At 65.6% G+C, this 22407-nt stretch carries 16 protein-coding genes and 2 pseudogenes; 6 read left to right on the top strand and 12 right to left on the bottom strand.

All coding sequences use genetic code 11. From position 1 onward, the window contains the following. Positions 1-880 (bottom strand): annotated as a pseudogene (locus VHL31_RS21585) (hypothetical protein); the annotation flags it as partial. Positions 881-1043: 163 nt separating this feature from the next. Between VHL31_RS21585 and VHL31_RS21580 the strand changes: the two are divergent. Further along, positions 1044-2102 carry a sensor histidine kinase gene (locus VHL31_RS21580; RefSeq protein WP_329663306.1) on the top strand — a complete coding sequence of 353 codons (1059 nt, stop codon included), beginning with the start codon at positions 1044-1046 and terminating at the stop codon, positions 2100-2102. 44 nt (positions 2103-2146) lie between these two features. Then, the gene (locus tag VHL31_RS21575; RefSeq protein ID WP_329663305.1) at positions 2147-2806 is read left to right on the top strand and encodes a LytTR family DNA-binding domain-containing protein; all 660 of its coding nucleotides are present in this window, start codon (positions 2147-2149) and stop codon (positions 2804-2806) included. Between the two features lie 272 nt (positions 2807-3078). Here the strand turns inward: VHL31_RS21575 and VHL31_RS21570 are convergent, their stop codons facing one another. The 8 genes and pseudogenes from VHL31_RS21570 to VHL31_RS21525 form a co-directional block, all read right to left on the bottom strand. Continuing rightward, a complete protein-coding gene (locus VHL31_RS21570; RefSeq protein WP_349262520.1) occupies positions 3079-3795 on the bottom strand; it encodes a hypothetical protein in 717 nt (238 codons plus the stop codon). 2 nt (positions 3796-3797) lie between these two features. Next, a complete protein-coding gene (locus tag VHL31_RS21565; RefSeq protein ID WP_329663303.1) occupies positions 3798-4679 on the bottom strand; it encodes an ABC transporter permease in 882 nt (293 codons plus the stop codon). Between the two features lie 45 nt (positions 4680-4724). Further along, complete coding sequence (locus VHL31_RS21560) at positions 4725-5804, bottom strand: ABC transporter permease (protein ID WP_329663302.1); 1080 nt, start codon at positions 5802-5804, stop codon at positions 4725-4727. Between the two features lie 83 nt (positions 5805-5887). Further along, positions 5888-6769, bottom strand: coding sequence for a hypothetical protein (locus VHL31_RS21555; RefSeq protein ID WP_329663301.1), 882 nt, complete (start codon positions 6767-6769; stop codon positions 5888-5890). A 661-nt stretch (positions 6770-7430) separates the two neighbouring features. Then, positions 7431-9726, bottom strand: a pseudogene (locus tag VHL31_RS26770) (glucose/quinate/shikimate family membrane-bound PQQ-dependent dehydrogenase). 102 nt (positions 9727-9828) lie between these two features. Further along, positions 9829-11400 (bottom strand): caspase family protein, encoded by a 1572-nt coding sequence (locus VHL31_RS21535; protein WP_329663297.1) that lies wholly within the window; start codon positions 11398-11400, stop codon positions 9829-9831. Between the two features lie 46 nt (positions 11401-11446). Beyond that, the gene (locus VHL31_RS21530; RefSeq protein ID WP_329663296.1) at positions 11447-14494 is read right to left on the bottom strand and encodes a caspase family protein; all 3048 of its coding nucleotides are present in this window, start codon (positions 14492-14494) and stop codon (positions 11447-11449) included. A gap of 29 nt (positions 14495-14523) precedes the next feature. Further along, a complete protein-coding gene (locus VHL31_RS21525) occupies positions 14524-15243 on the bottom strand; it encodes a hypothetical protein (RefSeq protein WP_329663295.1) in 720 nt (239 codons plus the stop codon). A gap of 495 nt (positions 15244-15738) precedes the next feature. On the opposite strand from VHL31_RS21525, the gene VHL31_RS21520 reads away from it, so the two are divergent. The 4 genes from VHL31_RS21520 to VHL31_RS21505 all read left to right on the top strand — a co-directional run bounded on the left by VHL31_RS21520 (position 15739) and on the right by VHL31_RS21505 (position 20213). Then, complete coding sequence (locus tag VHL31_RS21520; protein WP_329663294.1) at positions 15739-17661, top strand: bifunctional 5-dehydro-2-deoxygluconokinase/5-dehydro-2-deoxyphosphogluconate aldolase; 1923 nt, start codon at positions 15739-15741, stop codon at positions 17659-17661. Beyond that, positions 17658-18461 carry a 5-deoxy-glucuronate isomerase gene (iolB, locus tag VHL31_RS21515; RefSeq protein WP_329663293.1) on the top strand — a complete coding sequence of 268 codons (804 nt, stop codon included), beginning with the start codon at positions 17658-17660 and terminating at the stop codon, positions 18459-18461. The genes VHL31_RS21520 and iolB overlap by 4 nt, the downstream gene beginning before the upstream one ends. A 132-nt stretch (positions 18462-18593) precedes the next feature. Then, a complete protein-coding gene (locus VHL31_RS21510) occupies positions 18594-19601 on the top strand; it encodes a Gfo/Idh/MocA family oxidoreductase (RefSeq protein WP_329663292.1) in 1008 nt (335 codons plus the stop codon). 213 nt (positions 19602-19814) lie between these two features. Then, positions 19815-20213: a transposase gene (locus VHL31_RS21505; protein ID WP_329663291.1), complete on the top strand. Its 399-nt coding sequence runs from the start codon at positions 19815-19817 to the stop codon at positions 20211-20213. A 514-nt stretch (positions 20214-20727) separates the two neighbouring features. Here VHL31_RS21505 and VHL31_RS27055 read toward each other — a convergent pair. The 3 genes from VHL31_RS27055 to VHL31_RS27045 form a co-directional block, all read right to left on the bottom strand. After that, a complete protein-coding gene (locus VHL31_RS27055; RefSeq protein WP_414653793.1) occupies positions 20728-21144 on the bottom strand; it encodes a transposase in 417 nt (138 codons plus the stop codon). A 562-nt stretch (positions 21145-21706) separates the two neighbouring features. After that, positions 21707-22225: a hypothetical protein gene (locus VHL31_RS27050; RefSeq protein ID WP_414653791.1), complete on the bottom strand. Its 519-nt coding sequence runs from the start codon at positions 22223-22225 to the stop codon at positions 21707-21709. Beyond that, positions 22177-22407: transposase (locus VHL31_RS27045; protein ID WP_414653790.1), on the bottom strand; the 231-nt coding region annotated here is incomplete at its 5' end. The genes VHL31_RS27045 and VHL31_RS27050, both read right to left, overlap by 49 nt.

The following is a 22407-nucleotide window of genomic DNA, read 5'->3' as shown; positions in this document are numbered from 1 at the left end:
CAGAGCTGGCATAGACACCTTTCACGCCGCCCGACGTGCTGCCGTTGCCAGCGACATGAAGGCTGATCGCCGCATTGTTAGTGATCGTGACGGTGTTGCCGGCCGCACCGTGACCACCAGCCGGATCGTTGTCGCCGGTGTTCGGGTCAGGGTCGCCACCGCCGCCGTTGGATTCCGCTCGGATGCCCCACGCCCGACTGCCGGAGCTGATCGGCGTGGAGCTCGTGCCCATCGTGATATCGGCACCATTGGTGATCGAGATGGTGCCGGGCGTCCCTCCATCGCCTCCGGGCTGATTCACACCGAAATCGGTGTTGCCCTCGCCGCCATCGCCGCCTTGCGCGAGTCCATAGATGCCGATCCCGCCATGCGAGAGGCTTGGTCCGACGTTGATCGCACCGCTATTGTTGACGATGATGTTGCCGGACGCGCCGCCATCGCCGCCGGGCGAGCCGTTGTTCTGGTTATCCCTGTCTGCATCGGCCCCGACAGACCAGGCGTCGATGCCAATCAACTCGCTGCCATAGGTGCCTTGGCTGAGCGTCAGGCCGCCATTGTTCGTGATGCTGATGGCGCCGCCGGCACCGCCCGTCGATTCGTCGACAGGCTGGCCGCCGCTCGACTGGGCATGCAACGCATAGCCTTGGCTCCCGGCATTGACCGAGAAGGTCCCATTGTTGGTGATCGTGATCGACGAGCCGCTGCCGGGGTTGTCATCCTGGCTGCCGTTGGTGCCGGTCGAGTCCAGGCCGTAGGGGGACGTGTAGGAGCCGGCGTCGACCGTGCAGTCGTACGTGCTGCTGCAATCCGCGGCCTGCACGACCTGCACGGTCAGGACGGTACAAGCGCAGCCAACCACAAACCGGACGCGCACGATCATCGGCACCTGTTCCCTTTCCGACCCAGGCCCGAGTTCGTGCACTCATGTCCGATTTGTCACGTATGACTCGACGAAACCGGAAAATTGATCGACGAATCTGCAAGACCGATCAGTCGAGACCGCAATGCTTGGCGCGAGCAGCCGACCAATAGCCCGGGAAGCCTTGCTGCCAACGTTCGGAACGATCCCGATCTTCTGGCGCAGCCAGGCGCTGTTCTGGATGCTCCTGACGGCGTTCGGGCTCGTGGCGAGGACCCTGATCTACGACGACGTCAAGATTGCGCTGGTACTGGTCCTGGTGATGGAGCCGGCGGCCGTCTTCTTGACTTGGCTGCTGCGCAACTTCTACCGGCGCACCAGCGATGTAAGGTCTGTCAGCGGCAGGACGCTTTCGGGCGTCGCACTCACATGCGCCGCCGCGGCCTTGGTCGAGATCGCGCTGGCCGGCCTCGTCCGGATCCTGTTCGACTGGGCGGTTCCCGACGGTCGGCTGGTGCGTTGGACGGTCCTTCCGTTCGGCTACTACTGGGTGGTGTTCATCGGCTGGAGCCTTCTCTATTTCTGGATGAGCGCCATCATCTTCGCGGGAGAGGATCGCGAACGCGCCATGGCGGCCGAGGCCGCCGCCGCGCGGAGCGAACTGGACCGCCTGCGCCTGCAGCTCGATCCGCGCCTCATCTTCAATGCCCTGAACGGCATCGTGGTCGAGGTGCCGGAGCGACCCGCTGTTGCGCTGAGCATGCTTCAGGATCTTTCCGACTACCTTCGCTTCTCCCTGCAGAACACCAATCAGCCGATCTGTACAGTCGCCGCAGAGATCGCGCTCGTGCGGAGCTTTCTGTCGATTCAGGAGGGCAGGTTCGGTGACCGGCTGCGCTGCACGCTGCAGGTGGCACCCGAGGCGCTGTCCCGTCAGCTGCCGAGCTTCGTCATGCAATTGCTGGTCGAGAACGCGATCAAGCATGGGCTGCGCGGCGGCAGCGAACGGCTGGCGGTCGATGTCATTGTCGAGGCCGTGGGTGAGCGCATCATCATGCAGGTGCGCAATAATGGCCACCTGCAGCCATCCCGGGCGCCGGGCACCGACGGCGGTTACGGCCTCGCGAACCTCACCCGGCGGCTCCAGCTGCAATACCCTGGACGGCACCGCTTCGCGCTGGGGCAAGTCCATGGCGACGTGATTGCGCAACTGGAACTCGAGGGTCAGCCATGCTTCGGGTAGTACTCGTCGACGACGAACCGCTGGCGAGGCGCGGGCTGCGTCGCATGCTCGCCGAGCACGGAAAGGTGGAAGTCGTTGGCGAGGCGGATCATGTTCCGGCGGCCGTGGACCTGATCCGCCATGAACGGCCTGATGCGGTGTTCCTTGATATCGGGCTGCCCGAGCAGACCGGCTTCGACATCCTGCGTCGCCTGCCGTCGCGGCCCGCTATCGTGGTGGTCACGGCCTGCGCCGATCACGCCGTGCGTGCCTTCAACGAGAACGTGGTCGATTATTTGTTGAAGCCGGTCTTCCCCAGTCGCCTCGCCGAGGCGGTGCAGCGACTGGAGAAAATGCTGGCCCTGGCGGCACGGTCGGACCCGGGGGAGGATCGTACGATCCGCTTGCGCACAGCCAAACGCATTCAAGTGGTACCAACAAACAGGCTCGTCGCGGTCTGCGCCGAGGGAGACTTTGCCCGGATCCTGATCGAGCAGCAGGCGCCGATCCTCGTCCTGCAGCCGCTCAAACATCTCGAGCGCGAGCTGCCGGCGCCGCCATTCCTGCGCCTGAGCCGCTCGCTCATCATCAACAGTCGCCGGATCCGTGAGGTACGCTCCAGCCTTGGGGGCCGGGGTCAGGTCTCGCTCGACGGCATCTCAGAAGCCTTGCAGCTTGGGCGGACTGCAACTGTTCGGCTGCGGACCTGGGCGGCCAGTTGCTGACGGTCGTGGAGCTGCCCGCCCGGAAAGGTGGGCAGTGCTGGCTGGCCACTACCTCCTCGATGACGGCCTGCAGCTCGTCGAGCCGGAACGGGTTGCGCAATGGCGCCGCCGCAGGTCCCGCGACACCCGATGGCAGTGGTTTCCGCGTACACGCTTGCGAACATGATCGGCAGATTGGGCCGCTCGTTGCCGAGCGAGCTTCGCAACCTCGGCGCTGATCATTCACGCTCTGTCCGCGGCAGGCGGATGTCCGCCCCGACCATTGGAGGCCTTCACCCAGGGTTGGAGGGGCCACGCCGACGGAACCGTTTGCGGTAGACCCCCGTCTCCGCATCCAGGGCCTGGCGCACCTGATTGGTCTCAGCGAGTTCGTCAGGCATCAGGACGCGGACCGTAGCCTCGACCGGCTCGCGCCTGAACGGTACCAGCTGGGCCACTGGCGTGCCGCGCGGAAGAGTCCCCGCAAATGCCGGGTCGTTCCACAACGCAGGAAAGTGGATGAGCCCGGCACCATAGGCATCGGTGTCGACTACGCCCGCAAGTGTCGTGAACGGCAGGTCTGGCCGGTTCAGCGGGTGGGTCACCAGGATAGAAACGCCTGGTTCGGTAGAGATCGTCCAGAAGTTCAGGAACTTCAGGAAGCGCTGCTCGTCGGAGGCGAAGGGCGCTCCCTTTCCCTGGGCAGAGACGTGGAAGGATAAAGGACTGCGCGGGAATCCCTGCAGGCTGCAGACGGGCGGGCTCCAGTCCCAGCGGAAGACTGGCCCCGGCTCGATTTCAACGTCGACAGGGAGGAACACGAGGAAACCGAGATTGAGCGCATCAAGCAGCGGCGGGCACTGCTTCAGGGTGCGGACGTCCTGACCGGTCTCATGGTCAAAAGCAGTGGCCGGCATCGAGCGCAACCACTCCGGCAACGCCTTTGCGGCGGGCAGGGGTGGTGGCAGCACATGCTCGTACTCTGGCGGGCAGCCGAAGCGGATCTGCATGCTCAAGCCGGCTGCAGCACCGGATCATGTGCCAGCTTCTCGTCAGCCGCACGGGCAGTGATGGCCCGCCGGCCGGCGCGCTTGTGTTCGACCCGGCGATGGACCTCGTAGGCGAAGGCCAGCACGATCGTGCAGCCGATCAGCACGACTGCCAGGGCGTTTACCATGGGGCTAAGCCCGTGGCGGACATTCGAGGCGATCTCGATCATCATCGTGCGCCCGCCGCCGATCGCGAACACGGTAGTGTTGTAGTTCTCCAGGCTCTGCAGGAACGCCAAAACGCAGGCGGTGAGGATCACGGGCCGCAGGAACGGCAGAAGGATCCGCCGAAAGACCTGCGTGTGCGATGCGCCCAGGTCGAGTGCAGCCTCCTCCAGCGTCAGGTCGAAGCGCTGCAGGCGCGCCATGAACAGAAGCATACAGTAGGCTGCGATGAAGCTGGTCTGCGCGACCATGGCAAGGCCAGGGCCTCCACCTACGCCAAAATTCTGCCAGAAGATCAGGGTCGAAATGCCCAGCAGGATCCCCGGTGCCAGCACAGGGGAGACGAGCATCCCGTAGATGATGTTGCGCGACGTCCGGGAGAGCCGCATGCGGGTCAGCATGAGGGCAGCAGCGAGGCCGCAAGGCACCGACAGCAGCATGGCGCCGAAACCGATCACGACGGAATTCTGGATGGCGAGCCACATCTCGTCGTTGGTGAACAGGACCCCGAACCAATGGAGCGTCCAGCCGCGCCATTGGGTGACGGTGGGGTAGGGGCTGTCATTGAAGGCCGCGAGTGTCATGATGACCAGCGGCCCGAACATGTAGATGAAGAACAGGACGAGGTAGAAGCCGAGTACCCGGCTCATCCAGCCGTCGGCCCCAGGCGTGCGGATCATGCGCGATGGCCTCCAGGACAGGTCCAGTATCGCTCAGCGCGTTCGTCAGCCACGTGCGATGTCCTCGAGCCGCACGCGGAACAGGCGCATCATCAGCATGACGAAGAGGATGCACATGAACAGGAGCCCCATGGCGTAGGTGGCGCCCATGTTCCAATTGCTGTGGTCGTAGAACCAGGAATAGATGACCTGCGTGAACCAGACCGAGCGCACCCCGCCAAGGATCTGGGGCACGGCGAACGACCCGGCCGCCAGCATGAACACCATGATGCAGCCCACGGCGATGCCGGGCTTGGCGTGCGGGATGACGATCCGCCAGTGGATCCGCGGCCAGGAGGCGCCCAGATCGCGTGCCGCCTCGATCTGGTTACGGTCAAGGATCTCCATGACGTTGTAGACCGGGAAGATCATGAACAGGACATAGGCGTAGGTCATGCCGATGATTACGCCGCTGTCGGCGTTCAGCCAGTCGATGCCGGGCAGCCCGATCACCCGAAGGCCCAGGTTGGCGATGCCGTTCTCGGACAGGATCATCAGCCAGGCGAGCGTGCGCAGCAGCTCGTTGACCCAGTAGGGGACGATCAGGGCCAGCATGAGGAGAGGTGCCCGATGGGCTGGCGCGACATGGGCGATGTAGTAGGCGACCGGGTAGCAGATCAGCATCGCCACGACCGTCACGATGACTGAGGCCCAGATCGTCTTCAGGAAGATCGTCCAGTGCAGCTCGCTGGTCAGGAAGTGGATGTAGTTGTCCGGCCCGTACACCTTGACCGGTCGCGTGACCTGCTCTTCCAGCGCCGGCAGCTTCGCCTCGATGTCGGCAACCTGTGCGGCGAGCGGCACCTTCTGGCCTTCGAGGTCGGCCCGATCGACAGTGTCGGGCTTGCGGAGATCGCGGTCGATCGTGCGGATCTGACGCTCGATCTTCTGCTTCTCCATGTAGAGCTGCTCGATCTCGGTCTCCAACTCGGTCGATTGCGACCGGTCGAGGCGCCAGAACGAGTATTCGAGCATCATGGCCTGCGGCAGCACGATGATGCCGAGCAACCAGACGGCCACAGCCACGAGGACGTAGCCCGTCAGGATCGGGCCGTAGCGCTGCTTGAAGTCGAGAATGGCCTGCAAGAGATGCTCCCCTTGCGCGAATAAGGGAAAGGTGAGCAGACCTCGCACGATCCGTCCAGCGCTGACATCGACACGACAGCGTTTCACCCGGAACCGGCGACGCCCTCCTCAAGGAGCATGCCGGCTCGGCCGGGAACGTGCCTCGGCACTCCCGGAGGCCTGCTCTCCATCACCTTGACGAGGGCCACCGCCAGCAGCTCGTCGAACAGGGGCAGGTCATAGAGCGAGACGTGGCCTGCACCTTGAACCGTTTCCACCAGAACGGGACGCCCCAGCTGCGCGACCAGGGCATCCGACCGCGCCTTCGGGATGACCCTATCGAGCGCGGCCATGATGACCGCCACGGGCACGTCCTTGCCGCTCAGGGCACGGTCGCTGCGGAACTTGTTCTTCAGCAGCACCGAGACCGGCGCGAAGAAATAGCGGCTCTTCGCAACAGCCTCGACCGAGTCGAACGGCGTGACGAGCACGGCCCCGTCGACCGCTCCGTCGCCGGCCAAGCGGGCGGCCACCCCGGTGCCGATCGAGTAGCCGACGGCGTAGATCCGGCCTTGCTCGGCCGGATGGTTGAACAATCGTCGGGCCAGGTCGCGCTGAGCTACCGCGTCTTCCAGAAGGGCCGCTTCGGACGGGGTGCCTTCCGAGGGAGTGTAACCGCGGTAATGGAAGGCCATCAGGTGGGCGCCGCGGAAGCGTTCGGCGGAGTAGATGAAGCAGTCTTCGGCGTTCCAGGCGTTGCCGGTGAACAGCAGCACGATGTCCTTCGCCTGGGGGCGACGGAGGGCATACCCGACCAGCCGATGACCTTCCGAGGATACCAACTCCACGCGCTCGCTGCCCGAGGGCAACGGGAGGTGGCCCCGGTGAGTGAGGGTACGCGGGAACAGCAGCTTGTCCTGGGCGACGTACAGTACGCCCACCGCAGCCAGGTACATCATGATGACGGTAATCACCCAAGGTAACACGACCCACCACCTCGATCTGTTCTTCGGTTCGTCCATGCCGACGTCGTGTCAACCACGCTCTGAGGCGACAAGACCGTCACCATTACGCGGCCAAGTCATGACAAAACCGCGACGCCCGTCGCTGCTGCCAGCCTTGCCAAACATTCCCATCGCCGCCGCGTCATGGGGAGAAGTAGGGCATGCGACCGGCGAGGGAACAGCCTAAAGCCCGGCAGTGCCGCGGGATTGTCGCCATGCCGTCACGGACGCTCCACACCCGCATCCAACGGGTCATCCACGGACCGGTGGACAACTCTGGCTCCGTGCCGGCCCTGTGCCCTGCCTGCCACGGCGCAAGGGCTCCTACGGTTGAATAGGCTGTGAATGTTCGGTGTCTGTTTCCTCTCACAGGATGTCGAACGCCATCTACGGTAGATTGAAAGCAACTGATTGCTCTCGTCAGTAGATATCGTGGCAGCACGATCCCGCTGCCATGGACGGCCGCGCCACCGGATGCGCCCGAAGCACCTGTGGGAGAAGCACAAGGTCTCGCATGGTCTCGTGCAGTTGCTGACCTCCTCCAGGGTCACGTCTCAGCGTGAGGCGGAGCCAGCTCGTCGGTTCAACGGGCCGAACCAGGACGGCCGCCTACCGGGCGTGGATTGCCGCGCGTTGATGGGAATCACCGCTTCGGCAGGGCATACGCGATCACGTAGTCGCCAGCCTTGGTACCGATCGAGCCATGCCCGCCCGCCACATGGACGACGTACTGCCGCTCGCCCACGGTGTAGGTCATGGGTGTCGATTGGCCCCCCGCCGGCAGCCTGTGCTGCCAGAGTTGCTCGCCGTTCGTCAAATCATAGGCGCGCAGGTAGTTGTCGACGGTCGCGGCCAGGAAGGCCACGCCGCCTGCCGTGATGATCGGGCCGCCGATCCCGGGGACACCAAGCTCAAGGGGCACCGGCACGGGCGACATGTCCTGCACCGTTCCGTTCTTGTGCTTCCAGGCGATCAACCCACTGCGCAGATCTGCACCCGCGACGAAGCCCCACGGCGGTGGCTGGCAGGGTAGCCCGATCGGCGACACGAAGGGCTGCATGATCACGCCATAGGGGCCACCAATATTGAGGTTGAGCCCGGCTTCACCTGTATTGACCTCCTGGTCAGCACCGATCTGCTCGCTCGGGATCAACCGCGAGGTGAATGCCAGATAGGTGGGCATCCCGAACATGATCTGGCGCACGGGATCGACCGCTATCGAGCCCCAGTTGAAGACCCCGAAATTGCCGGGATAGACAAGCGTGCCTTCCAGAGATGGCGGAGTATAGCGGCCCTCGTAGCGCAGCGACCGGAACCGGATGCGGCAGGCCAGCTGGTCGAACAGGCTGCCCCCCACATGTCGGACTCCCGCAATGGATCCGGCATGAAGGTCAGATCCGACACTGGCTGCGTCGGTGCGGTGAAGTCGCCCCCGATGGCGCCACTTGGCGCCGGCACTTCCCGGACCGGGATCACCGGGTCGCCGGAGCGGCGGTCGAGAACGAATATGTCCCCCTGTTCGGTCGGGCCTACCAGCGCCGGCACGACGCCATCCGCGGTAGCGACATCGAAGAGCACCGGCTGGGCTGGTACGTCCATATCCCACAGATCATGGTGCACGGTCTGGCGCACCCACCGTACCTGGCCCGTCCGGAGATCGAGGGCCACGATCGACGAGGAGAACCTTTCGACCGCTTCGCTGCGCCCCATTCCCAGCTGGTCGGGCGTCCGGTTGCCCAGCGGAATGTAGACAAGGCCTAATTCCTCATCGGCACTGAACACGGACCAGCTGTTCGGCGAGTTGGGGACGTAGGTCTGGCCCGGCTGGAGCGGCGTGGTGCGGTCGGGATTGCCGGAGTCCCAGTTCCAGACGAGCGCGCCTGTGTTGACATCATAGGCATGGATCACGCCGGATGGCGCCTCGAACGCGTAGTTGTCGTTGACGGCACCCCCAATTACCAGGAGCCCATCGGCCACCGTGGGTGGCGAGGTCGAGTAGTAGTAGCCGCGCTTCTGGTTGGGCATGTTGGCCCAGAGATCAACCGTGCCGCCGTCTCCGAAGCTCGGTCACACCGTGCCGGTCTGCGCGTCCAGGGCGATCAAGCGGGCATCGGCTGTCGGCAGGAATACGCGCTCTCCGCAAGGCTGGCCTGCTCGCGCCGGATCGGCGTAATGGGAGACGCCACGGCAGGTCTGGTGCTGCCGGTCCTGCTCCTCCGGAATTTGTGGGTCGAAGCGCCACCGTTCCTGGCCGGTCGCCGCGTCAACCGCGATTGCCAGATTGTGTGGCGTGCAGAGATAGAGCAGGTCGCCCACCTTGAGCGGGGTCACCTGATAGGTCGTCTCGGTGACATCGCTGGGTCGGCGGACATCGCCGGTCCGGTAGGTCCACGCAACCTCCAGCTGTCCGACATTGGTCGTATCGACCTGGTCCAGTGGCGAATAGCGCTGCCCTGCCAGGGTGCGGCCGTAGTGGTGCCACTCACCAGGCGGGACGCGGCTCGCGCCCGCCTCGAGCATCACTCGTTCGGTGCTGAGTTGTCCTGGCATGTCGTGCGGGTCGCGGAGCAGGGACGCGCCTGCCACGCCGATCGAAAGAAGGACCGCGAGGGCGAGCGCGATGCGCCCCAGGTTCCAGTCGCGTTGCCGACCGAGTGGCCAGGGGGTCAGCAGCCAAATGCCGACCAGCACCACCACGCCACCGCGGGTCCCGAGCTGCCACCAGTCCAGCCCGACTTCCCACCATGCCCAGGCAAGGGTGCCCAGGATGATCCCCGCATAGAGCAGACGGACGGTGGCGCCAGACCAGCAGGCCAGTCACGGCGAGGGCGATGCCGAGAAGCAGGTAGTACCAACGGCCCCAAGGTCACGAGCCAAGCACCACCGACGCCGAGGAAGAGGGCCATCGCGAACAGGGCGATTGATGTTGCGACTGGCATGTTCGAGTCCGTCGGTTTCTGCTGGGGCGACCGGCGAACATGACAGGGCCGGCATCATCCGGTTAGCAGATGTCCGGCGACACGGTTCCCGTCGCTGTAGATCTAGCGCGCCGCCGTGAAGATCCCGAGGATGCCGATTTGGGCATGCTGCCGGCCGATATTCTCCATGATCGCCCGGCCTGCCTCCAGCGCTGCCGGCTGCTGGTCGAGGCTTCTCAGTCGAGCCCTCAGCTCCTCGGGTGCATCGGGCGTGGCCAAGGCGACGAGATGATCAGCTCCGAACGGCGCGACCACGTCGATCGGCCCGAGCTCGAACGGTCGGCCGACCTGGACGACGTCCGGGTCCGCGTCGACCGGAAAGAGGAACTGGACGGTGCCGTTGTTGGCCAGGTTGACCAGGGTCAGGAACGGCTGGCCGATCCCGTCGATGCTCAAGCCGACCCGGCTGCCGGCGAGGTGGGTGCCGTCATCTGGCAGCACCTGAGTCTTCAATGGCTGGGCCTGAACCGAGAGCTTGAGCATCCTAAGGGCCAGATGCTTGTCGATCACCGGTTGAAGGTTGTCTGGCCTGATGTCGACAGCCAGCACGTCGCCCAGCGCACCAACCACCTCGCCCGAACGGGCGTCCCAGATCAGTTCGGCATCCGCGGCGTGAGCCACCAGCTCCGTGTGGCGGAGCCGTTGTTGCATCATCGATGCCGTGGATGGGGTGCCACGGATGATCGCCAGGCGCATGGGGCCATCGGCAGCCATCGTCCCGTCAGCTTGAGGCTCCGCCGACAACCGGACGAGGCCGGCATCACGCGCGGCGGGTGGCCAAAAACTGGGTGTCTGGCGCGCATCGGCAAGCGCTCGGACCTTGCGCTCGACAAAATCGTAGAGCTCGCCACGGCGCAGGAGGCCGTCCCGGTCGGAGTCGGCCGCACCCTCCAGAGCACGGGCCAGCGACCAGGACATGGCCCCGCGTTTCTCGGGTAGGCCGGCCTTGTCGGGGATGATCAGCTCAGGAACAGTCTGGTCGTCCTGGGCGCCCGAGATGAAGGTCAGGTTATCCAGTTCGTCCCGGCCGATGCTCCGCATGCGGGCATCCGTGGGGATCTCCTCCAGCACGGTGCCTGCCGGAAGCTCGACATAGCGGTAGCGGACCTCGGCAGCCGGCTGGTCGAGTTTGCGAAAGGCGGTCCCGGAGTGGCAGGCATCGACGGCCGCCAGCACCCTGGCTCCCTTGGCTTCTGCCATCTTGAACCAGCGGTTCAGCTCGTCGTCGACCAGCCGCTCGAGCGAGGCCGACCCGGCGACGTCGAAGCCCGGCAGGACCAGGAACTCGTCCATCCCGTCCGCTTCCGAGCCGCCCACTGTCTCTGGAAGCTGCGCTCCATGGCCAGCATAGGTCAGGATCAACTGGTCACCAGGGCTGGCCCGATCGACGATGGCTTCCCAGGCTCGTTCCAGCGCGGCCCGATCGGCTTCGCCGTCGCGCACGAGCGTCAGGTCGGTAACACCCAGCTGCGTCAGCGAACCCGCGATGTCCTCGGCGTCGGCAACAGCGCCTTCGAGGGAGCTGATATGCTGGTAGCGGTCGATGCCCACTACCAGTGCGCGGATCTCGGCCCTGGCGCTTGTCGACATCGCGCACGCGGCAGCCAATGCGAGCCAGAAGGTCCTGTCAGCCATCGAGATCGGACCTCCATCCATCCAGAGGCGCGCCTCACTGCTAAGATCAGTCGCCGCGCCTGCCTTGGGCCACCGGGAATTCCTTGAAGTCACCGCCCGCTGCCTTGAACACCGCACTCTGGCGATGATTTCGCTCGGCCGCCAGCTTCGGCACCGTCCTGCGGACGAACACGCCAAGCTGCAGGGCGTCGATCTCATCCTCCCCGGCAGCGGCTGCGCCCATCAGGCCCTGATGGACCGCAAAGGCGAACACGCCGTTCTTCTGGTCGTAGCTGTCCAAGGCCTCCTGCAGGCTGGTGGACGCGGTCAGCACGAAGTAGCCGCTCTCGTTGGCGAAGTCCGCGGGGCCCTTGAGATCGAAGGCGCCGGCATAGCAGGTGTCGAGCAGCACGAAGACATTGGATGCTGCCAGGTCGCTCAGAAGCTTCAGCAAGGTCTCGTGGTCGATGCCTTCCTCGGCCAGACGGGACGGCTCGGCGGAAGTCACGTTGGACGTGACGAAGACGTAGCGCCCGTTCTGGTCGGTCACGCCGTGCCCTGCCAGGTAGATCATCACCGCATCTGCCGGCCGCACCCGTCCGGCAAGTTCCTGCAGGGCCTGCACTACTCCCTCACGCGTCGCGTCCTGGTCGTAGAGCACTGTCGGCTCGACCATGTCGTACGTCGAGGGCGCCACCTCGCGCAGGCTTTCGGCAAATGTCCTTGCGTCCGCCACCGCGTAGCGCAAAGGGTTGACCCTGCCCCCGTAGGCGTCGATCCCGACCGAGACGACGTGGAGGACCTGACGACCGTCGTCCGCCGCGGGCTCCGCCGGGGCCAGGAAGCGGATGGGCGAGGTGGCCGTGAACACCCCTGCCCCGTCATAGGCGCGAAAGCTCACGCTGATCGCCCGGCCGGCCAATGGGATGACGCGTTCCACCCTCACTTTGCCATCACCGGCCCTGCTGGCTTCAGCAGGATCGACGCGGCCGAGATTGCGGCCGTCCACGATCGTGTCGACCACGCCCAGCCCTCCGCCCTGGTCCTCGACCAGCAGGCGGAGCCGTATGGCCTGCGTGCCTGCCGGCAGCGGGATGCCGCCCGCCGGTGTCTCGCCGTCGCGCAATGTCGAGCAGGTCTCGCCGGCTTCGGCCACCACGGTCGTACTGGCGGCTGGCCGTGCCAGCCCCCTTGTCGCCACCTCCTTCGGCATCTCCCGCAGCGCGCACCATCCCTGCACCACGAGGTCGGGGAGCGTGAGCCGCGCGAACAGCTCATCCACCCGCTCGCGGGCCAAGATCTCCGACCAGCGGCCCTCATCCACAAGGACCGAGCTCACGGCCTCCGGATCATGGAACAGCCGGTAGGTCTGCTCCAATCCGAGCCAAGTGCCGGTCGGTGCCTTGGCCGTGCCATTCTGCTGGTAGCCGACCAGTTCCTGCCCACCGAAGTCGCTATGCGCGAACAGGCTGTCAGCCGTCCAGGCGACCCACCGGCGATCGCCGTTCGTCACAAACAGGCTGGCCAGCTCTGCCAACGGAAGATCGGGGCGCAGGCTGTACCAGCGGATCGTGCCGTCCCCCAGGGCCGCCACGACCAGTGGCCGGTCCGGAACCACCGCCACGGCCCAGGCCGCGGACGTCAGCCGGCGGCTCGCAATCTCCTGGCCACTGGCTTCGTAGAGGCGTAGCCGAAAATCCGTCCCGAGCACGACCGACCGCCCGTCGCTGGCTAGATTGGCCGAGAGCACCCGCTCGCCGGGAGGCAGCGACAGGCGGCGCCCGCCAAGCTTGGGTGCGGTCCTGTAACGCCACTCCTTGAGCAGCTTGCCGAGCTTGGCCTCGTCGGGCTCGATCAGGCCGGGATCCGCTGCCGGGCCGGCTTCCAGCTCCAGCGTCGCCAGATCGAAGCGCAGGACAGGGCTGGCGGGATCGGCATCGCTGAACTGCACCCGCTGACCGTCGCTGCTCACCGCAAATCCTCGGGACGGCAGCTCGCGGAAATCGAGCCGCTCGCCGGTTCGCTGGGCCGCCAGGCGAAGGCCCCCGTCCGCAGCCCGCTCGATCCGCCCCCAGGACGGATCCGCCGACGCATAGGCGATTCCCTCGCTGCCGGCAGGCACCAGGCCCGTGATCGCGTCGGTGCTGACCGCAAGCGGCGTCGGTGCGCCATCCAGATCAGCGTCCCAACTGACGATGACGTTCTCGTGGCCCTCCGTCTGGACGGTGCCGCCTGCAACGAGGCGAGGGCTGTCACCATCAGTCCAGGCCACGAGAGCCAGATTACCCTCCGTTAGTGACGCTGCCGATGGCGTCAGTCGCCGCTTGCGGCGGCTGTCCAGGTCCAGCACGTCCACGAACCCACGATCTGCATAGCCGACCGCGAGGTTCTTGCCGTCCGGTGAGAGCGCGGCCGAGAAAGGCAGTCCGGCATCGCGAATCCTGATCGGCTCCAATTCCTGCGGCTTGGCGCCGCGCAGGTCGAACAAGCGGACCACCGCCCGATCGGATAGGGTGACCAGGAGGCTATCGCTGATGGCAAGGGCCGCAACAGGCTGGGCTATGTCCTGCAGCAGGCGCTTGCCCTTGTCGCTGCGCAGCTCGAAGCCCCTGGCGCCGAAGGCCATGGCGAACCGGTTGCCATCCGGCGCGAACCGGATCTGGGTCGGCGCACCCGGCAGCTGGCGGATCCGTCCAAGTGTCTCTCCACTGGCGACGTCGATCAGGTAGAGCGACCCTTCATCGAACCGGTCGCTCGTATCGAAGGAGACGGTTGCCGCCAGGATCCGCTCGGAGTCGGGCGACAAGGCGAGCGCCGTGATGGCGCCGATCAGGCCGTCCCCCAGCGGCAGGACATATTTCTGGATGAACCGCCCGTCCTGGCCGTCGAAGAGGCGAATCGACTTGTCGGTCGACCCCGTCACCACCAGCGTTCCGTCGGGGTCGGTCGCGATCCCGGTGATCGGGCCGACATGCATCTCTGCATCGATCATCGGGAACGGAGTGCGGATCGGCTCCAGGCCATTTTGGGCGTGGCCGTCCCCTGGCGCTGCCAGCAGTGCCGGGACCAGCATCGCTCCCAGGGCGATGAGCGAGCGGGGAAGGAGCCTGTGCATGAGGTCGCCCCTTCGGTGGAGTCGTAGGATCAGTAGCCGGACAGCGCGGCCACAACGGTCGTGGCCGGCATCCACAGGCTGAGCTCGAATTCTTCCGGACTGTTTGCCAAGGCTTCCGCCTCCTCGATGCTGGCGGTCTGCTGCGACAGGACCTTCTGGTTGGTCTGAATCGCGGCGTCCGCCTTTTGGACCTGCTCCTTGCGTTGGGTCGCCTCGTTCGTGGTGGCCGGCGGCGGAGCCTCCGCCTCGATTTGCTGCGTGCTCAGCTTGAAGGCGTTGTTGCGCTCCTTCAGGATCGCGTTCGTCCCCTGCGCGACCTGGATGTCCTGCGCCAGCAGCCGGCGCAGGGTAGCGAGCTTCTCTTCCGCGGCCTCGCGTTCAAGGCGCCGGTTCTTGTAGTCGTCGTTGATCTGCTGCGCCTCGTTCGACCTGCAGGCGACGAGGCTGTCGAAACTGTCCGTCACTGCTGCGATCCGGGTACGATCCGTTTCGATGTCCGCGATCACCAGGCCCATCGCCGCAGCGAAGCCTGTGGCGGCGAGCTTGCTGACGGTGGAGTCGGCATAGGTGGCGGCAAAGCCCGCGACCAGAGCGCCGGCAGCAGCACCGCTCTGCATCCGCTGCGCCTCGTTCACCTCGGCGACAGCGGCGTAGAATGTGATGCGCTGTGGCGAGTAGCAGGACGTGCCGTCGTCGCTGGGCTGCTCGTCGTCGCCAGCCGACATGAAGTTGCCGGTCTGGGTGAACAAGGTGCCCGCCTGATTGGCGGCTTGCGTGACTGCGCTTTGGAGCGAGGCGGAATTACATCCGGCGAGTGAGACGGTGCCGAGGGCCATAAGGCCGACCATGCCCGGCTTGCCAACGTGCCATGAACGCACGACCTTGACCGTTCTTTCGACGAAGGACATGCCGCGACCCTCAATCCAGACCGATGGGAGCTCCCTTCTGGCACCCCAGCCGGTCACGGAGCCCCCTTCGGCCACTTTCCGACGCCGACGCAGCCTTTTGCAAGAAATCTGCACAGTCACCGATCCTACCCCTGTGTCGCAAAAGGAGATGGCCTCCACCTCCTGATCCGGCTTGATCAGCTGATAAGACTCCTCCGCGCCGCGGCGACCCGAGGTGCGAAATCGATCTGGCGACCGCCAGGGCCATCGCAGAAATGCAGTGATAGAAGGGACATTCATCTTTCTTGGCTGCAGCGGAATAGTTATCGCGTAGCAGGCCGGATCGGGAGGTAGTGCATGACGCTGGCAGAAAAGACGCTCGACGTGGTGTGCGTCGGCCGGTCGTCGGTGGACCTGTATGGCGAGCAGGTCGGCGGCAGGCTGGAGGAGATGGCGAGTTTCGCCAAGTATGTCGGCGGCTGCCCGGCCAACATCTCGATTGGAACAGCGAGGCTGGGGCTGCGCTCCGCCCTCATCACCCGTGTCGGCGACGAGCATATGGGCCGCTTCATCCGCGAGCAGCTTGCGCGTGAGGGCGTCGACACGCGCGGCGTCATCACCGATCCCGGCCGGCTGACCGCGCTCGTGATCCTGGGCATCCGCGACAAGGCGAACTTCCCGCTGATCTTCTATCGGGAGGACTGTGCCGATGCTGCACTCGACGAAGGCGACATCGAGGAGGCCCTGGTCGCCGACAGCCGGGCTGTTCTCGTCACCGGCACTCATTTCAGCCGACCGAACCTCGACGCAGCCTCGCGCAAGGCGATGCGTCTCGCGCGCCGGCACGGGGCGCGCATCGTGCTGGACATCGACTACCGTCCTGTCCTCTGGGGCTTGGCCGGTCACGGCCTGGGCGAGGAGCGCTTCATTGCCAACGACCGGGTCAGTGAGCACCTCCAGACCATCCTGCCGGACTGCGACGTCATCGTCGGCACCGAGGAGGAGATCCACATCGCCGGCGGGAGCACCGACACGCTGAGAGCACTCCGTCGCGTCCGCGACAGCGCGCCGGACGCGCTGATCGTGCTGAAGCGTGGTCCGATGGGCTGCGTCGCCCTCCCGGGCGAGATCCCCGGCAGCATCGAGGACGGGATCAGCGGGCCCGGATTCCCGGTCGAGGTCTTCAACGTGCTGGGGGCAGGGGACTCGTTCCTCAGCGGCTTCCTTCGCGGCTTCCTGCGGGACCTTCCGCTGGCGGAATGCTGCCGCCTCGCCAACGCCTGCGGCGCCTTCGCTGTTTCCCGCCATGGCTGTGCGCCGGCGGTGCCGAGCTGGATCGAGCTGCAGGCCTTCCTGAACGAAGGCAGCCCGCACCGGCGCCTCCGCGAAGACCCCCATCTCGAGCAGTTGCACTGGTCGACCAACCGGCGGCCGGAATGGCCGCAGGTCCTGGCCTTCGCCTTCGACCATCGTGCCCAGTTCGTCGACCTGTGCGAGCGAACCGGCGCCGATCCGGCGCGGATTTCCCAGTTCAAGAGGCTGGCCTTGGCGGCTTCGCGGCAGGTGGGTGGCAGCCGGAAGGATTGGGGCGTTCTGTTGGACGGGCGGCTGGGCGAGGATGCCCTGGCGGAGGCGACCGGAAGCGGTTGCTGGATTGGCCGGCCGATCGAGCTGCCCGGCTCGATCCCGTTGCGGTTCGAGGGCGGACCGGACCTGGGCTGTACCCTGCGGGAATGGCCGCAGGCGCACTGCGTGAAGTGCTTGGTCCATTATCATCCAGACGATCCGGAAGCGTTGCGACTGGAACAAGAGAGGCAGGTGCTGATCCTGGCGGATGCCTGCCGGCGCACCGGTCATGAACTCTTGCTGGAAGTCATTCCGGGCCGTTCCGCTGTTCCTGTCGCGGACGATACCTTGCCCCGCGCCATTCAGCGCTTCTATGGCCTGGGCGTGTTCCCGGACTGGTGGAAGCTTCCCGACCCAGCCACCGATGCCGCGTGGCAGCGGATCGACCAGGTCATCCAGGATTACGACCCCTTCTGTCGCGGGGTCCTGCTGCTCGGGCTTGATGCGACCGAAGCCGATCTCGAGGCAGCTTTTGCCAGGGCTGCGAACGTGGCGGTGTGCAAGGGTTTCGCGATCGGCCGGACGATCTTCGGCAACCCGGCCAGGGCTTGGTTTGCGGGCGAGATCGATGACGGCCGGGCGATCCAGCAGATGGCGTCGGCCTACCAACGGATGATCGACGCCTGGGAACGCGTGACAGGAAGAGGATCATGAGCGAACTCCTGCGCAAGTGGCACGAGCCCGGTCCGGATGGCCTGGTCCACCGGGTGACCCCAGCCGACGCCGGCTGGGTCCATGTCGGTTTCGAGCTCTACCGACTGGAGCCCGGCCAGTCCCTGACGCGGTCGACGGGCGAGCGGGAGGCCTGTCTGGTTCTGATTGGCGGCCGGGCCGACGTGAGCGCGGGCGGGCAGAGCTGGCAAGGGATCGGAGAAAGGGCAGGGCCATTCGAGGACGAGAGCCCCTACGCCGTCTACGTCCCCTTCCATGACGCCTGGAAGGTGACGGCGACATCATCGCTCGAACTGGCGGTCTGCACGGCCCCCGGTGGCGGCGATCATGGAGCACGGCTGATCACACCGTCCGACGTCGCGTTCTCCAGCCGTGGAACAGGCAGCAATGTTCGCCACGTGCGCGACATCCTTCCCGAAGGGAAGCCCGCCCATTCGTTGCTCGTCGTCGAGGTCGTCACCCCTGGCGGCAACTGGTCGTCCTATCCGCCGCACAAGCACGACGTCGACGACCCTCCGGGCGAGACGCTGCTCGAGGAAACCTACTATCACCGGCTGAATCCTTCCCACGGCTTTGCCCTGCAGCGGGTCTATACCGACGATCGGAGTTTGGACGTCGCCATGGCGGTCGAGGACGGCGACGTGACCCTCGTGCCCAAGGGATATCATCCCTGTGCGGCTGCACATGGATACGACCTCTACTACCTGAACGTCATGGCCGGGCCAAAGCGAAGCTGGCACTTCAACACGGAGCCGGCCCACCGCTGGCTGTTGCGGCGCTGATCACTTCGGCGGGGAACTCTTGTCGATGCTGGAAGATGCAGTGCCGCGTCGACAGGAACCGGGCGGACCAAAGGCAGGGACACCTGCAACATAAGACCTGAGGCAACGGATCCTAGAGCAGGAGGGGTGAGCATGGCAGCGGTCAGGGTAGGGGTCATCGGTGTCGGCATGATTGGGCAGGACCATATCCGGCGGCTGACCAGGGTCCTGGCAGGGAGCGAGGTCATGGCAGTCACCGATAGCGACCTCGCCCGCGCCAAGAGCGTGGCCGACAGCTTGCCAGCCGCCCGCATGCATACTACGGGACAGGACCTGATCCGGGACAGTTCGGTCGACGCCGTCGTCGTGGCGTCCTGGGGAGCGAGCCACGAGGAATATGTCCTCGCCTGCATCGCTGCAGGCAAGCCCGTCTTCTGCGAGAAGCCGCTAGCGACGACGCAGGAAGCCTGCCTGCGTATTCTCGAGGCCGAGGTAGCGTTCGGGCGCCGGCTCGTGCAGGTCGGCTTCATGCGCCGCTACGACCCCGCCTATGTGGCCCTGAAGCAGACCCTGAGCAGCGGTGCCATTGGCGCGCCCTTGATGATGCACTGCGCACACCGCAACCCGTCCGTCCCTGCCCACTACACCAGCGACATGGCGATCACCGACACGACCGTGCACGAGATCGACGTGGTCCGCTGGCTGCTCGACGACGAGATCATGGCGACCTCCGTCCTCACGCCACGGCGCAACCGCCGTGCAGGCGAGTTGCGCGATCCGCTCTTCGTCCTCCTGGAGATGGCGAGCGGCGCCCTGGTCGACGTCGAGGTGTCCGTCAACATCGACTATGGCTACGACATCCGCGGCGAGGTGGTCGGCGAGAGCGGCGTGGCGACGCTTGCAGAAAGCAACGTGATCACCGTGAAGCGGAGCGGTAGCTTCATGGGCCACGTTCCAGTCGACTGGCGTGAGCGCTTCATCGCTGCCTATGACGCAGAGTTCCGGGCATGGCTGGACTCGGTCGAAGCCGGCGTCCCCACCGGCCCCAGCACCTGGGACGGCTACGCCGCCGCGGCCGTCTGCGATGCCGCCCTCGCCGCCCTGCGAGAGGGCAGACGCCAACTGGTGGCGCTGCAGAAACGGCCCTCCTTTTATGATTGAAGACGCTCAACCCCTGACTGGTCTGCCAGCTAGGTCGTCAGCTGGTGATGCAATACGCCTAGCACTGCCTTGGCATAACCCTGGCCGTGCCTGACGTTGTCATGTCCTGATCGGCTGGCGGGACAGAAGCGATGGCAGAGGTGGACTGGTGGGAGGAGCTCGGGGATTGGCTCAAGCCATTGGTGGCAGCCATGGGCATAGGAAGCGGCGGCTGTGGGGGCCGGTCTGCCCGCAGGGCCTGATCGGGCGAGGGAACTCAAGAGCTTGCAGCCGACCGCGGCCCGGCTGGGGCTTCGCAGCCAAGACCAGCTCCATCGCCTCGCTACGAGCACGACATGGGACGATGCCTCCTTGCGCCGGATCCTAGTGAAGCAGGCGGACGCGCTGGTGGGTGGACCTGATGCGGTGCTGGTGGTCGACGACACGGCTCTGCCCAAGCAGGGAAAGCGTTCGGTGGGTGTCGCACGGCAGTATTGCGGCTGCCTGGATAAGCGCGCCACCTGCCGGGTCTTGATGTCGCTGACACTGGCCAAGGACAAGGTCCCCGTACCGGTGGGCCTGCGCGATCAAGTCTGCCAGATGCTGGATCGCCGACGGAGATCGTTGCGCTGAGGCCGGCATCCCGGCAGAGGACCAGCAAGCCCTGGCGAAGACCGACATCGCACTGACCTAGCTCGACCGTGTCATGGCGGCCGGCGACCGCTTTGGCCATGTGGTCGCTGATCTGGCTATGGCAGCAGCGCTGTCTTCCGTTCTGGTCTGACCGGGCGCGGCCTGGTCTGGGCCGTCGGCAATCCCCAAGGTGCAGAACGTCTATTCGCCTGGCGCCGAGTTGCACTGACCCAAGACCAGCACCGGCAGGCCACGCAAGCATCCAGTGCCGAGCGAGGATCCGATGCCGACCGAGCAGGCCCTGGTCGGTGCCCCTTGGAGTCGCATCTCCTGGCGCCGGGGGATGAGCGCCGGTGGACCAGTCTGCCGCCACGCCCGCAGGACCACCTCCACAGCCTACTCTGCCAGCCGTCCGCCAGCAGTTGGTCAAGCTGTTCCGCCGCACATGGACCTGCTGCCCGCATTGCGGCAGCGACTTCAGCGGGTGCTTGCCTGGCAGAAGGCGAAAGAAGTGTTAGCGCCGTCGGCCGGAGATGGCGGTGGAGGTCATCGCCATGCCAGGTTCAGGCAGCCGCTCATCGTCCAGGGCAAGACGACGTGAACGGGAATGCTGGGCGAAGGGATGGCGGTCGGGCGACCGCCCAGGCCGATCCTGAAGGACGTAGAAGCCGGGAGGCAGCATGCGCCTCGCACAACTGGAGCGGACCAGACAGAAGATGGCCTCGACCATCATCCGTCGTGGCCACATCGGCGGGCGTCCGAAGCAGGATGGCAGAGGAAGAAGCGGCTCTGACGCCCGCCATGCCGCGTCACCCAAGCCGCAAGGACAAGGTCGATCAGCCTGACGCTCTCCTGCCAGGACATGCCTTACCAACGCATGAATGTCCACCCAGCGACTCTGCCGACGGGCCTTCTGTCTCTCGAAGATCATTCTGGGGGCGACCTCCTTCATGGTCAGAACCCGTCGCGCGCATAGTGCGCTCAGCAACACTTGCCGCAATTGCGCCGCTATATCTTGCCCCTTGCCCAGCTGGGAGTGCTTTGGAAGCCAGTTGACGGACATCACTAGGGCCAGCAGCCAAATGCTGCGCAACAGGCCGTGCGCATGACTGTATTCGGACTGTTGTCGAGTTAGGCTCCGTCAGTTCTGGAGCCAGTCGAGGGCGGCTGCAAGGCACGGGATGCCCATGAAGGGGCTAGCACTACCTTAGCATTCTGTTGGGTAGGATAGGCCCGAGTTCAGCACCACAGTGCAGGCAGCAGGTCCAGGCGCGGTGAAACAGGCTGACCAGCTGGCGGCGGACGGCCGGCAAGCTTGGTTGCGGTGGTGGTCCTGGAGGATTGCCCTCCCTTTTTCTCCCGCTCCTTGAGGCAGAGGTGCTGGAGGTAGCAAAAGGCGATCATGGTCATGAGCGCTTGGCGGTGCAGACCAGTCCATCGGCGGCCATCAGGTTCGCCGATTCATCCCTGCAAGGGTGATGGCCAGCAGGCCATCACGGGGAGCGGCCCTCGAAGTGGTCGAGGCTGAGTTCCTCCTTCATCTGCTGGTGGACCTGCTCGCAGATCCATCTTGCCTTGATCGTGGCCGCCAGTTCCTCGAGCGTCGCCTCTTGCGGGAGGTTGGCGAGGTAGTACTTGCGTTCGCCGGCGCTGCGGTGCTCGCCTATCAGCCAGACCTCCTCGCCCGGCAGATGGCGACCCTGCCTGAGTTGCTCGCCTTCGGCCGGACGCGCCCGCATGGCGGCGAACCCGGCCATGAGCGGACCTTTCGTCCCCTGACGCCAGGCGATGCGGTGCCACTCGACATGCTGGAGGGCCTGCTCAGCTGGGACCGGATCCTTGTTGGGTACCGGGTGGTTGCGTGGCCAGCCGGTGCTGGCTTTCGGCCAGTGCAACTGGACGGCAGGCGGATCGACGTTCTGCACCTTGGGCATGCCGGCCGTCATGATCCGGTCGATCTCGGTCAGCGCGATCTCGGTCTTCGCCAATGCCTGCCGGTGCTCTGCCGGCATGCGGCCTCGGCACAGCGATCCGCATCGACCGTCCAGGCCTGCGGCAGGAACAGACGCAGGCCTGTCAGTACCGGGACCTCGTCCTTGGCCAGGGTGAGCGAGACAAGGACCTGGCAGTTGGCGCGCTTGCCCAGGCAGCCACAGTACTGGCGTGCAACACCAGCCGAGTGCCTGCCTTGCTT

This window comes from Geminicoccus sp., from assembly GCF_036263595.1.
In the GTDB taxonomy this organism is placed as follows: Bacteria; Pseudomonadota; Alphaproteobacteria; order Geminicoccales; family Geminicoccaceae; genus Geminicoccus.
Note: the sequence above shows the minus strand (reverse complement) of the source record. Positions and strands in the feature narration are given on the sequence as shown.

What these genes read in the sequence shown, in the direction of transcription:
- VHL31_RS21575 (WP_329663305.1), top strand. Translation starts at nt 2,147, where the DNA reads ATGCTCGCCGAGCACGGAAAGGTGGAAGTCGTTGGCGAGGCGGATCAT.
- VHL31_RS21535 (WP_329663297.1), bottom strand. Translation starts at nt 11,400, where the DNA reads ATGGCTGACAGGACCTTCTGGCTCGCATTGGCTGCCGCGTGCGCGATG.
- iolB (WP_329663293.1), top strand. Translation starts at nt 17,658, where the DNA reads ATGAGCGAACTCCTGCGCAAGTGGCACGAGCCCGGTCCGGATGGCCTG.
- VHL31_RS21570 (WP_349262520.1), bottom strand. Translation starts at nt 3,795, where the DNA reads ATGCAGATCCGCTTCGGCTGCCCGCCAGAGTACGAGCATGTGCTGCCA.
- VHL31_RS21530 (WP_329663296.1), bottom strand. Translation starts at nt 14,494, where the DNA reads ATGCACAGGCTCCTTCCCCGCTCGCTCATCGCCCTGGGAGCGATGCTG.
- VHL31_RS21520 (WP_329663294.1), top strand. Translation starts at nt 15,739, where the DNA reads ATGACGCTGGCAGAAAAGACGCTCGACGTGGTGTGCGTCGGCCGGTCG.
- VHL31_RS21510 (WP_329663292.1), top strand. Translation starts at nt 18,594, where the DNA reads ATGGCAGCGGTCAGGGTAGGGGTCATCGGTGTCGGCATGATTGGGCAG.
- VHL31_RS27055 (WP_414653793.1), bottom strand. Translation starts at nt 21,144, where the DNA reads ATGATCTTCGAGAGACAGAAGGCCCGTCGGCAGAGTCGCTGGGTGGAC.
- VHL31_RS21565 (WP_329663303.1), bottom strand. Translation starts at nt 4,679, where the DNA reads ATGATCCGCACGCCTGGGGCCGACGGCTGGATGAGCCGGGTACTCGGC.
- VHL31_RS27050 (WP_414653791.1), bottom strand. Translation starts at nt 22,225, where the DNA reads ATGCCGGCAGAGCACCGGCAGGCATTGGCGAAGACCGAGATCGCGCTG.